Origin of the sequence: Enterococcus mundtii, assembly GCF_002813755.1 — a bacterium.
GTDB lineage: Bacteria > Bacillota > Bacilli > Lactobacillales > Enterococcaceae > Enterococcus_B > Enterococcus_B mundtii.
Map to the genome: position 1 here is coordinate 3,261,109 of NZ_CP018061.1, position 12,543 is coordinate 3,273,651.

Annotated in this window: 13 protein-coding genes; 11 read left to right on the forward strand and 2 right to left on the reverse strand. The window is 38.7% G+C overall.

The genetic code is table 11. The features are described from left to right. Positions 1-266: 266 nt before the first annotated feature. Complete coding sequence (locus EM4838_RS15210) at positions 267-875, reverse strand: 50S ribosomal protein L25/general stress protein Ctc (RefSeq protein ID WP_071866113.1); 609 nt, start codon at positions 873-875, stop codon at positions 267-269. 321 nt (positions 876-1,196) lie between these two features. On the opposite strand from EM4838_RS15210, the gene EM4838_RS15215 reads away from it, so the two are divergent. The 9 genes from EM4838_RS15215 (at position 1,197) to EM4838_RS15255 (ending at position 7,821) form a co-directional block, all read left to right on the forward strand. Next, entirely contained in the window at positions 1,197-1,913 is a 717-nt protein-coding gene (locus tag EM4838_RS15215; RefSeq protein ID WP_071866114.1) for a 16S rRNA pseudouridine(516) synthase, read from the forward strand. Positions 1,914-1,984: 71 nt separating this feature from the next. Then, complete coding sequence (locus EM4838_RS15220; protein WP_233433747.1) at positions 1,985-2,191, forward strand: hypothetical protein; 207 nt, start codon at positions 1,985-1,987, stop codon at positions 2,189-2,191. After that, positions 2,188-2,883, forward strand: a complete 696-nt coding sequence (locus EM4838_RS15225) for a YjjG family noncanonical pyrimidine nucleotidase (protein WP_071866115.1) — start codon at positions 2,188-2,190, stop codon at positions 2,881-2,883. The genes EM4838_RS15220 and EM4838_RS15225 overlap by 4 nt, the downstream gene beginning before the upstream one ends. An 83-nt stretch (positions 2,884-2,966) precedes the next feature. Then, entirely contained in the window at positions 2,967-3,596 is a 630-nt protein-coding gene (gene udk, locus EM4838_RS15230; RefSeq protein WP_010734363.1) for a uridine kinase, read from the forward strand. Between the two features lie 331 nt (positions 3,597-3,927). After that, positions 3,928-4,530: a TVP38/TMEM64 family protein gene (locus tag EM4838_RS15235; protein ID WP_010734362.1), complete on the forward strand. Its 603-nt coding sequence runs from the start codon at positions 3,928-3,930 to the stop codon at positions 4,528-4,530. Positions 4,531-4,555: 25 nt separating this feature from the next. Next, a complete protein-coding gene (locus EM4838_RS15240; protein ID WP_177187663.1) occupies positions 4,556-5,044 on the forward strand; it encodes a GNAT family N-acetyltransferase in 489 nt (162 codons plus the stop codon). A 434-nt stretch (positions 5,045-5,478) separates the two neighbouring features. Further along, positions 5,479-6,852, forward strand: a complete 1,374-nt coding sequence (locus EM4838_RS15245; RefSeq protein ID WP_071866117.1) for a hypothetical protein — start codon at positions 5,479-5,481, stop codon at positions 6,850-6,852. Further along, entirely contained in the window at positions 6,833-7,279 is a 447-nt protein-coding gene (locus EM4838_RS15250; protein WP_071866118.1) for a YaiI/YqxD family protein, read from the forward strand. The genes EM4838_RS15245 and EM4838_RS15250 overlap by 20 nt, the downstream gene beginning before the upstream one ends. 176 nt (positions 7,280-7,455) lie before the next feature. Then, a complete protein-coding gene (locus tag EM4838_RS15255; protein ID WP_071866119.1) occupies positions 7,456-7,821 on the forward strand; it encodes a DUF2512 family protein in 366 nt (121 codons plus the stop codon). A gap of 180 nt (positions 7,822-8,001) precedes the next feature. Here the strand turns inward: EM4838_RS15255 and EM4838_RS15260 are convergent, their stop codons facing one another. Beyond that, positions 8,002-9,747, reverse strand: coding sequence for an ABC1 kinase family protein (locus EM4838_RS15260; RefSeq protein WP_071866120.1), 1,746 nt, complete (start codon positions 9,745-9,747; stop codon positions 8,002-8,004). A gap of 178 nt (positions 9,748-9,925) precedes the next feature. Here EM4838_RS15260 and EM4838_RS15265 point away from each other — a divergent pair, with 178 nt between their 5' ends. Further along, positions 9,926-10,993 (forward strand): D-alanine--D-alanine ligase, encoded by a 1,068-nt coding sequence (locus tag EM4838_RS15265; RefSeq protein ID WP_019722696.1) that lies wholly within the window; start codon positions 9,926-9,928, stop codon positions 10,991-10,993. 197 nt (positions 10,994-11,190) lie between these two features. Beyond that, positions 11,191-12,543 carry a UDP-N-acetylmuramoyl-tripeptide--D-alanyl-D-alanine ligase gene (locus tag EM4838_RS15270; protein WP_071866121.1) on the forward strand — a complete coding sequence of 451 codons (1,353 nt, stop codon included), beginning with the start codon at positions 11,191-11,193 and terminating at the stop codon, positions 12,541-12,543.

Genomic DNA, 12,543 nt, shown 5'->3' on the forward strand with positions numbered 1-12,543 from the left:
AACGAGTTATACTTTTTTAACGTTGGTTCATTCTAATAAACATTTATACAAAATGCAACAATATTTGCATACTTTTTTTCAAAGTATAAGAAACTTTTAAGAGGACTTCAAGAAACCTTACTATATAAGGGTTTTTGCGCTTATCAAAAAAACAAATAAGGGTTGATAAATAGGAATATACCATTCTTAAAACAATTTATTTTTAAGTGGGAATTAAAAAAAACGAAGCAATGACACAAGTCACTGCTTCGTTGATCAAAAGACGTTTATTCTTCAGTTGAACCAATCACTTCTGGTTCTGCTGCTTCACCAGTTGATTCTTCTTCTTCTGTTGGTGCAACAACTGCGGCGATTTGTTCTTCTCCATCAGTAATGATCGTGTATGCGTCATTTTTTGGTAGATCCGCTACAGTGATCGAATCACCTAATGCTAAATCAGTGATATCCACTTCGATGTTTTCTGGTAATTGATCTGGCGTAGCAGAAACAATCACAGTATATAGGTTTTGAGCCAATACACCACCAGATTTCACACCAGTAGATTCGCCAACAAGGACAATTTCTGTTTCGACTTCTGTTTCTTCTGTCATATTAACAGATAGGAACTCCACGTGTTCTAATTGGTTGGTAAATGTGTTTGATTGGACTTTATGAACAAGTGTGTTGACTTTTTTTCCTTCAATATTCATTGTGATAACTGTGTTTGCGGCATTCTCACGCAATACTTTACTAAATGTCGCACGATCAAATGAAATTGGCGTGCTTTCTACATTGTAGCCATAAACGATTGCAGGAACTTTTCCTTCATGACGCAATTTGTTTCTCAATGAACGGGGACGTACTTCTCTTTTACTTACTTCTAATGATACTGACATAACCAAAATTCCTCCTTAAAATGTGACTGTCTGCTTTGGTGTCAGACAGATTTTATTTAAGTGAATGTCACATGGTCTCTTGCACATTATCAGGTAGCGCGAAAAAACGCAAAAAGACAGATGCGCGCATCTGCCCTTAAAAAGTCAGGATTCAACTTTTCTCCACCAGGTCATTACGCTGTGTATGAGAAATCCAATTCACTTTACTCTTTAACCGTAACGCGAATTTCTAAGTAAGTCAAGGAAACAACTTAACGTTTCCATTTTGCATGATGTACGATTCAGGTTATAATGCGTATGTAGCTAGGAAAGGAAGCAGTTATGCGGTTAGATAAATTAATAGAAAAAGAATTAGAAACATCACGTAAAGAGATGAAACGACTTTTTGCGATGAAACTCGTACGTATCGATGGTAAAGTGGAACAGAAACAGAATCGTAATGTGGATAGTTTGCTCCACTGTATCGAAGTGGATGGCGTAAATCTACATACAAATGAAGTATACTTTATGCTGAATAAACCCAAAAAAGCTGTAACAGCGGTGACAGACGTTCACAAAACGACCGTTATCGATTTGTTGGCTTCAGCCGACCGCACCCAGCCTTTGTATCCAGTGGGGCGATTAGATCGTGATACAACAGGGTTATCGCTAATCACTTCAAATGGACAATTAGGCTATGAAATGTTACTGCCTGAGAAGAAAGTGAAGAAAACATACGTAGCAGTTGTCAATGAACAAGTGACAGAAGCTGATCAAGTTGCTTTTGAAAAAGGGATCATCTTTGATAGTGGCTATCAGTGTTTGCCAGCCCATCTAGAAGTCTTGGATATCCAACAAGGACAAAGTATCGTACGCCTGACGATCCAAGAAGGAAAATTCCACCAAGTGAAAAAAATGTTTTTGGCTTGTGGGAAAAAAGTGACAGCATTACAACGCATCAGCATGGGTCCATTACAGTTAGATCCACATTTAGCTGAAGGTTCATATCGTTCATTGACGTTAGACGAACTAAAAAAACTAAAAAAATATTTTAAATAATAAAAGTGAATTGGGTATTTCATTCGATGGATTTGTATTACACTCCTAATAGGAGTAAGAGGTGATGTTCTATGTCTGGAATCGAAGGAAAAGACAAAATTAACGAAAAAAAGAAAGTTCAAGTGAATATCAATAAGAATTTAGCTACTGACGTCGAAAGCATTTTAGATTCATTAGGAGTAAATCCGTCTATCGTAATCACTGCTAACAACCTAACAACCCACGAAAATGCAAATAAACGAAACATTAAATATAGAAGAAATAGGAGAATTAGATGAAATATCATACATTATTATTCGACGTAGATGATACGTTATTAGATTTTCAACAAACAGAAGCAGAAGCCTTGCACCAACTCTTTGCGGAACAAGGCATTGAACTGACACCAGAGATCAGAACAAGTTATAAAGCATTGAATCATCATTTATGGCGAGAATTTGAAAAAGGGCAGATGACAAGAGATGAAGTGACAGGCAACCGCTTTGGTCTGTTGTTCCAACAGTTCGGCAAGACAGTAGATAGCCAAGCAATGGATCAACGTTATCGACATTATTTGAATCAGGGCCATCATTGGATTCCTGGAAGCCATGAATTACTGGAAGCAGTGTCAAGTGAAGCTGAACTTTATATAGTGACGAATGGGGTTTCTCAAACCCAACATCGACGATTAACAGATGCTCGGATGATCCATTATTTTCGAGAAATTTTTGTCTCAGAAGCAATTGGCGCACAAAAGCCAATGAAGGCTTTTTTTGATCACGTGTTTGCTAATATTCCTGAGTTGGACAAAGAACGAACGGTGATTATCGGTGATTCACTGACTTCGGATATCAAAGGTGGAAATGAAGCAGGGATCGATACGATCTGGTTCAATAAAAATAAGTTGCCTGAAATACCAGAGATCCAACCAACCTATCGGATTGATTCTTTAGAAGAACTTTACCTGCTCTTGGAAATCTCACCTCATTAATTTTCAGAAAAATAGTGCATTTTCCTTTTTTTTCGCTATAATAGATTAGAATGAAAAAACGGATATGAAAGAGGTTTTAGTCAATGACAAAAAGCAAGCCAATTATCATTGGTGTGACGGGCGGATCGGGAAGCGGAAAGACAAGCGTCAGCCGAGGGATTTTTAGTCACTTTCCAGACCACTCCATCATGATGCTTGAACAAGATTCTTACTATAAAGATCAAAGTCATCTTAGCTTTGAAGAACGGTTGAATACAAACTACGATCATCCTTTTGCCTTTGATAATGAACTGCTGATCCAGCACGTTGAAAAACTACTGAACTATGAAGCCATTGAAAAACCAGTCTATGATTATGTTGCCCATACGAGAAGTCAAGCAACAATCATCCAAGAACCAAAAGAAGTGATTATTTTGGAAGGTATCTTGATTTTAGAAGACGAGCGTTTACGTGATTTGATGGATATCAAGATCTATGTAGATACAGACGATGACATTCGGATCATTCGCCGCATCAAACGTGACATGGAAGAGCGCGGCCGTACCTTAGATTCTGTGATCGAACAATATTTAACAGTCGTTAAGCCGATGTATCATCAGTTTATTGAACCAACAAAACGTTACGCTGATATTATCGTTCCAGAAGGTGGCGAAAATCACGTAGCTATCGACTTGATCACAACGAAAGTTGCTAGTTTTTTGAATCACCAGTAAAAAGTTAAGAACAGGTGTTAGAACTGAAGTAGTCGTTATGCCTATCTTCTAAAACCAAATAAACGGCGTTTTATAAGTAACTTCTGCGGGTAATCAGTCATAAAGAAGTGCTCAAATCCGAGAAATAAGCGTGAAAAACCGAAAATTTTTCTTCAAATTTTTGGGATTTCACGCTTATTTCTGAAGGAGCTTCTTCACGTTGTTTATTCGGGCTTAGGAGGCACAAGAGGATCAAGCTTCTGTTGCACGAAGTTGCATACGACGATTTTGTAGTTGTTCATTACTTGTTCTTTTATGAAACATAGAAAAATGAAAAGTGTAGGAGAAGCGTATGGCTGAGAAGAAAACATGGGTACATAGAACCATCCAAGTCGCACCACTCGTTGGATTAAGTATTTTTTTCATATTGATCATGTATGGTTATCGACATGGCATCTTTCAATCGGCAGATTCTTTGCAGCAATTCATGCAACAGTTTGGGAGCTATGCGATCATTTTATTTATTCTTATCCAAATCATCCAAGTGATCATTCCGATTCTGCCAGGAGGGATTTCTTCTGTTGCAGGGATGTTGATGTTTGGAAATGTCTTTGGGTTGCTGTATAGTTGTATTGGCTTGATTATTGGTGAAGCAATCGGCTTTTTATTCGTGCGTTATTATGGTACGAGTTTTGTCCGTTTTATCTTATCACCAAAAAAATTTCAAAAATTTGAACAGCTAGTCATTGAAAAAACAAACAATATCAAAAAGGTATTGATCGTTACTTTACTTTTGCCTTTTGCGCCAGATGATTTGATTTGTCTCGTCGCTGGGTTGACGAAGCTTTCATTTAGAGAATACATGCAAATCGTTATTCTTTTAAAACCTTGGTCGGTCGCTGTATATAGTATGATCATGTTGTTTTTATTCCAACAGGCACAAGGGCATTTTTAGTTCATTGAACGGGGGAGAGTAAATGTTGGAGAAAGTAATAGTAACTGAGAAAGAACTCGATGAACTCGTGGCAGTTATCCATGACGTATGGCCAGAAGCCTTTACGCCGATCATCGGTCAAAAGCAAGTCGCTTATATGTTGGAAACCTATCAATCAAAAGAACAGATTGAAAAAGAATGTGCAACAGGAGTCAATTATTTCTTATTGAAGCTAGATGGGCGGACGGTTGGCTATACTGCTTATGAAAAGATGGGTTCTTCGATCTATTTAAGTAAACTCTATATTCTTCGAGAAGTACGAGGGAAAGGTTTGACCTCTGAAATTTTTCGTTGGTACGAACAACTAGCAAAAGAAACAGAAGCACAGGAGATTTTCTTGCGTGTCAATCAAGGAAATCAACAAGCAATCGCAGTCTATCAACATCAGGGATTTGTCATTGAGGGAGAGTTGATCAGCGATATCGGCGAAGGATTTCAAATGGTTGATTATAAAATGAAAAAAAGACTCGCATAAAATGCTTGCTTGTGTTAAAGTATACGTTATGCGACGGGTCGAGAAGATCTCTGAACGTTAGAGGTCTAATTGATTTTGGCGGCACATGATCCACGGATCACCTACCGGATGTAGGCGTGCTGGACAAGACTTTTGTGGAGAAGGGCTTGTCTGTCTGAATCTTTCAGGCACCAGTGAGTGGCGAACAGAAATGTTCAACACTCAAAAATAAGCAGGGATTCCCAAATTTGCTAGTCAAATTTTGTGGAGTTCCTGCTTTTTTTTCTATCGGTTGACTGCGGGTCAGTGTGTTGCTTTCACAACCTCTATAGGGTGTTGGCTGCTTTGCTCCTATGGTATAATCAGTTTTGTACCTACAGACATGTGGGTATGTCTATAGAGATGATGCGTTGACATGACAAGTCGCTTATGTTTAACACGTAAGGAGTTTTTATATGATTGATAAAATCAAACGATTTGGGCGGAACTTTACCCAGACGACACCTTTTATTTTGAGTAATACGGTTATCTTGGTGCCGTATCTTTTATTTTTAAGTTTGAGTGATGGGAACCAATGGTTATCGATTTTACCCTTCACTTTGTTCTATACCTTTCGCATGACAGGTCTTTTTTTAGTTAGTAGTATTCGCTTTGGTCTGGATAGCTATACCTTGTTGATGATTTCTTTATTGATGGGTGGTGCAGGTTCGTTGATCGGGATTTTTGGTGTCCTTTATTTCCCGTTGTATTATCTATCAAGTGTACTTCTAGGACTAAGTGCGGCATGGCTGATCCCCACAAATATCACAGTGAATTACCATGAAAAACAACAGGGATTCACGAACATGTCAGCAAATAAATTTCCATTTGCGATTTTATTGTTGCTTCTTTTGTTTCGGGGGATCGAGCTTCCTGGGTCAACACAAGTCGTCATGACGTTAGCTTTATATACATTGTTCTATATTATGGCATACCATACGGTCAGTCATTATCCACGCTACGAATTAGATTTTAAAGAGATGAAGTCGAATGTGGTAGTTACCAAAGAGTTGCTTTTATTTATCGGCTTTTTCGTTTTGTTGTTTCTTTTGAGAAATGCTCGTTTGTTGATTGACCCTGCGTTATTTGATGTGGCAATCTATGGATTTATGCTGTTGTTTCTATTTGCGGCTTTTTATCTTGGGAGAGCGAGAAAGCATTGGAAATTACCCACTTGGTTGAATAGTTTTACTTTTTTGAATGGGATGTTAGGCAATTTTCTTTTTTTATTCGGGACACTTTATATCGGTCGTATCTATGGTTTCGACTATTTGGGCGTGTATATGTATTTACCTTATGTTGCAGGGATGGTGTTAGCTAAAATCATTGGCAATCAAGTGATCCAGATTCCGACGATCGAACCAGTCCTCATTCAATTAGCCGGAGTATTTAGTTCATTGATGGTACTGTTACTTCCACAAATCGGTTTTGTGGTTGGCTTATTCTTATTAAGTTTTTGGCATGCGATAATAGGCAGTTGGTTGAATCGTACGTATTATGAGATCGACGCAGAAATACCGATGGATAATCGCGTGATCAAGAAGTTTACGACGCAAAACAAAGGAAGTGTGACCCATCAATTCTTATTGATGTCATTGATGTTATTGATGGCACAATGGTTGGACAAACCTGTGAGTGTATTGCTCCAACTGACTGGTAGTCTGAGCGTGCCAAACGCGATGATCCAATTGTTAGTGTACGTAAAATGGATAAATGTCAGTGTATTGCTCCTTGGGGTAACTGCTGTTTATCTTTTATGGAGGAAAGAACATGCGAAAAATATTCATTGATGGTGACGGCTCTCCAGTGAAAAATGATGTGATTGAAATTGCGGCATCTTTTCAATTAGAGGTAATGATCGTGACAAGTGTCGATCACTATACTAATAAAGAGTATCCAAGTTATGTACAGTTTGTTTATGTCGATAAAGGGGCAGACAGTGCAGATTATAAAATCGTCGGGCTGATCAAAAATGGTGATTTTTTGATCACTCAAGATTATGGCTTAGCTTCACTGGTCTTACCTAAAGGTGTTAGAGTCTTTCATCAATCGGGGAAAGAGTTTGATACCACGAACATTGACGGATTATTGGAACAACGTTACCAAAGCAGTAAGTTGAGAAAAGCGGGTATCCGGACGAAAGGGCCGAAGCCTTTCACTCACGAAGATCACCAACGGTTCAAAGAAGCGCTGATCCGAGCGCTTAAAGAAAGTTGAATAGAATATAAAACAGGTGAACATTGTTTCTAACTAAACAGAAGCGGTGTTCATCTTTTTTATTGCTAAAATAAGTACGATATCTTTGATTGATTCTATAACAAAAGATATAATTATGAAGATTATTTAATTATATAATCATATATTTTTAACCAAAAAAGAAGGGAGTGCAGAAAATGAAACATGTGAAGGCGTTGGTGGTAAAAGCAATCATGATTTGGGCAATTTTGTGGATCGTTTTAACGGGACTGTATGGTGTTAGTTTCATGGATTCAACGATTGTCGGAGTAATCATTGTTGTCATGATCTATGTATTAGGTGATTTGGTGATTTTACGAAAAGTAGGAAATATCGCGGCTACAATTGCAGATGCTGGTTCAGCTGCAGTCATTCTATGGTTATATCTTTATTTTATGAACGATATGACGGATATTTGGATGAAGGTTTTAATACCTGCGTTATTGATCGGGATCGCTGAATGGTTCTTCCATAAGTGGTTGTTGTCACAAAGAATCGTACCAGATGAACGAAAAATGAAATAATCAAACAAAAAAAGCTGAAATTATCAAATAGATAGCGAGCAAAAGGCTACAGACTAAAAAACAGGAATAGTGTGTATCCTTAACTCTAATCATCAAGCAATGAGGTTGTGTCAAAAGCACACAGCTTAAAAAATAAACGAGAACATCCGAAAATAGTTTCATATTTTGGGATGTTTTCGTTTATTTCCGTCGTTTTTTATAATAGTTGATCAATGTATCGATGGCTAAAAAGAGAATGACTACAGCTGCGATCGTATACGTGAATATACCTAATAGTGTAATAAAATTGATTTGATCGTCTGGTGCAGCTTGGACGAGCAGCGAAGAACCGACGATCAATGCGGCGAGTATCACACCAAATACTAAGCGGTTCACCATACTTTCGATCCGGTTCATCAGTTGGTCTTGTTTCTTTAGTTCCAAATTGATTTTTCCTTGTCCAGAACGCCAAGTTTCTAGAAGATGGTAGACTTGCTGTGGGATTTTCGGTACGGTTTTGATACCATCGAGTATATCTAAGCCCGCTTGCTTCAATGTATCTTCGACAGAGAGATGTGCTAAGAAATATCGTTGTGCAATGGGCGTAGCGACTTCCATCAAAGATACTTCAGGATCAAGGACACGAATCACTCCTTCTAATGTGCTAAACGCTTTAAGCAATAACGTGATATCACGATCGATTTGTAAGTTGTTCTGATGGCAAATCGAGACGATCTGCGCAAAGACTTCTTGCAAGTCGATTTCTTCAAGGGGGAGGTCTAAATATTGTGTCAAAAAGCTAGCGAGTTGTTGATGGAATTCACTTTCATCAAAAGGCCCTTCTTGTTGACATAAGTTGATGACGGCTTTTTCAATACGGTAAATATCTCGTGTATAAATCGCTAAAACGATTTCCATCAGCTTTTGTCTTAGCGAAGCGGAGAGACTACCCATCATACCGAAATCAATATAACTGATTGTATATGGTTGCAACGGTTCAGTGACAGTAGCAGTCGTTTTGAAAGAAATCGCGCCTAGTTGTTTTTGGTGTTCTTTTGTGTCTGTCGTTACATTTTCTGAAAGTTCTTCAACGCTCAAAGGATGGAACAATAAATTCCCAGGATGTGGATCGGCATGAAAAAAACCATCGTCAAAGATTTGCTTCATAAAATGTTCAATCAATCGTTTAGCCACTTGTTGTTTCAATTGAGTATTCGTAAGTGTCTCAATGAGACGTTCATCCGTTTCTTCAAGATTCATCAATTGGTTGAAGTTCTTTCCAGACATTTCTTCCATCACAATGACTTTTTTTGTGCAAAGTGCCTCATAGATTTTAGGGGATCTAATTTCATACCAATGGTTGTTTAGGTCATAGAAACGTGCGCCATTTTGACTTTCTTTGTAGAAGTCCAACTCGTTTATCAATGAACGTTTGACTTCTTGCAACACGCCTTTTAAATCGATGACGCTTGTTTCAGGAATATATTTGATCAAAGGAATCGCCCGTTCGAATAACTGTAAGTCCATCATGATTTCCTTCGCAATATTTGGATGTTGGACTTTTACAACGACTGCATCGCCATTCTTTAACGTTGCACGATGCGCTTGACCCATAGAGGCAGAAGCGAAAGGTGCTTTATTGAAGCTAGTAAAAATCGTTTCTAAGGATGCGTCTAATTCCTGTTCAATCGTTTTTTTCGTCGTGACAAAGGGATCACTTGGTACATTGTCTTGCAATGTTTTGAATGTCTTAGTAAACTCAGCAGAGAGTAAGTCATCACGTACAGAAAGCATTTGCCCAATTTTTATAAAGGTTGAGCCAAGTTCTTCAAAGGCTTTTTTTACTTGTTCAGGATTTTTTTGTTGGATCAGATTAGGCAGAACATTTTCTTTGATGAATACGTGAATGATTTCTGTTAAGCGGCTTCGAGAAGTAGTTTTGGTCATAACTATGCCTCCTTTCTCTTATCATAACGATAAAGAAAAAAAGCGACAACTATTCCGCTGTTTTTTGAATAAAATGACACGTACCTCACCTTTTTTCAAATAAGCTGTTTGCATCTTTTGTTTTTGTGCTAAAATATGAAGTAAAAATGAATGATATCGAATACAGGAGGAAAATCTTTTGAAGATTACTTTATTATATGGTGGACGCAGTGCGGAACACGAAGTTTCGATTCTTTCAGCGTTTTCCGTTTTAAATGCTATTTATTATGCTTATTATCAAGTACAGCTCGTATTTATTAGTAAAGACGGCCAATGGGTCAAAGGCCCATTGTTGACTGAAAAACCTACAAGTGAAGAAGAATTGCACTTGACGTGGGACCCAAGTGGGAAAATGACAGAAGGATTTACCGGCACTGTCATCAATCCAGGAGAGATCAAAGAAGAAGGAACCATCGTCTTCCCAGTTCTACACGGTCCAAATGGCGAGGATGGCACGATCCAAGGATTCTTGGAAACCTTGAATATGCCTTATGTCGGTGCGGGTGTGTTGACGAGTGCTTGTGCCATGGATAAGATCATGACAAAATATATTTTACAAGCAGCCGGAGTACCGCAAGTACCTTATGTTCCAGTTTTGAAGAATCAATGGAAAGAAAATCCTAAAAAGGTATTTGACCAATGTGAAGGCTCATTGCTTTATCCGATGTTCGTGAAGCCAGCAAATATGGGTTCGAGCGTGGGGATCACTAAAGCTGAAAATCGAGAAGAATTACAGAATGCCTTAGCAACAGCTTACCAATACGATTCACGTGCCATCGTGGAACAAGGAATCGAAGCACGGGAGATCGAAGTCGCTGTTTTAGGAAATGAAGACGTCCGCACGACCTTGCCTGGTGAAGTGGTGAAAGACGTGGCATTTTACGATTATGATGCGAAGTACATCAATAATCGCATCGAGATGCAGATTCCAGCCGAAGTACCAGAAGAAGTCCATCAAAAAGCACAAGAGTATGCAAAATTAGCGTATACGATGTTAGGTGGAAGTGGCTTGAGCCGTTGTGATTTCTTCTTGACGAATAAAAATGAATTATTCCTGAATGAATTAAATTCAATGCCTGGATTTACAGCATTCAGCATGTACCCATTGCTTTGGGAAAATATGGGCTTGAAATACGGTGACTTGATTGAAGAGTTGATCCAATTAGGCTTGAACCGTTATAATCAAAGACAAAGTTTCTTTGACTAATTGAAACGTAATCAGCACAAGTATGTATGTGTCGAAGTAGTATGTATAGCAAAATAAAGGTTGTGGATGATCATCTGGTACTGATTGAAAGCGAAAGATTTTTACTATTCGACGCTATCAGTATTGGCGATTTTCACCACCTTTTTTGTTCCTATTCCTATAGGACTACTGGTCTAAATCGAAAGGACAGAGAATGGATGAACATAACAATACAAGAAATTGCTCAAGCAGTTGGAAGTCACCATGAGTCAACCCAATCAATCACAGGAGTAGAATTTGATAGCCGCAAAATCAAAGAAGGCGATTTGTTCGTTCCTTTAGCTGGCGCAAGAGATGGGCATGAATTTATTGAACAAGCTATCGCAAATGGGGCAGTTGCTTCTTTTTGGAGTTGGGCAGCCGAAAAGGCACCAGAGGGGATCGAGATCATACCAGTTTCTGATCCTTTAAAAGCAATGCAAGAGTTGGCGCAATACTATTTGAAAAAAGTTGGGGCAGATGTGGTGGCTGTTACCGGTAGTAATGGGAAGACGACCACAAAGGATCTAACAGCTTCTGTCTTAGCGCAAGGATATAAAACTTATAAAACACAAGGAAATTACAATAATAATATTGGCATGCCTTATACGATCTTGCATATGCCTCAAGATACTGAAAAAATCGTTTTAGAAATGGGAATGGATCATGCCAATGAAATTACGGAACTCTCGTTGCTGGCACAACCAAAAGTTGCAGCAATCACGATGATCGGTGAGGCTCATATCGAGAATTTAGGGTCACGAGAAGGTATCGCCAAAGCAAAAATGGAAATTGCTGACGGGTTGCTACCAGACGGATTATTGATCGTACCGAATAATGAACCATTGCTAGAACCGTTGGTTGCTCCATTGTCTCAAAAAATCAAGACGTTTGGAATCGAACAAGGCGATATTTCTGCACAACAAATCATTGAAGAAAAGCAACAAACGACATTTATCGTTGAAGGCGAATCATTCACGATCCCTTTACCTGGTAAGTATAATGTGACGAACGCGCTGATTGCTTATGCGATCGGGCAGTTTTTCGAGTTGTCTCTGTCGGAAATCCGACGAGGTCTAGCAACTGTCACAGTGACACAAAACCGAACAGAATGGCTGACTGCTGGAAACGGGGCAGCGATCTTAAGCGATGTTTATAATGCCAATCCTACAGCTATGGGATTAGTCTTAGATACTGTAGCAAGCCTCCCAGCAGCGGGACGAAAACTTGCCGTGTTAGCCGATATGTTGGAGCTAGGGGTAGACTCGCCTCTCATGCATGCTTCCATGAGTGAACATATTTCTTCAGACATCTTCTCGATGATCTTTTTGTATGGAAAAGAAATGCAGGCGTTAAAAGATGCTTTGGCTCAGAAATATCCTGATTTGCCGGTTTATTATACCGAAGAAAATAAAGAGCAATTGATTGCAGCGGTGATTGCTGAGATCCAGCCAGATGACACGATTGTACTAAAAGGTAGTAATAGTATGGGCTTGATTGAAGTGGTCGAACGACTACAAGAAATGAAATAA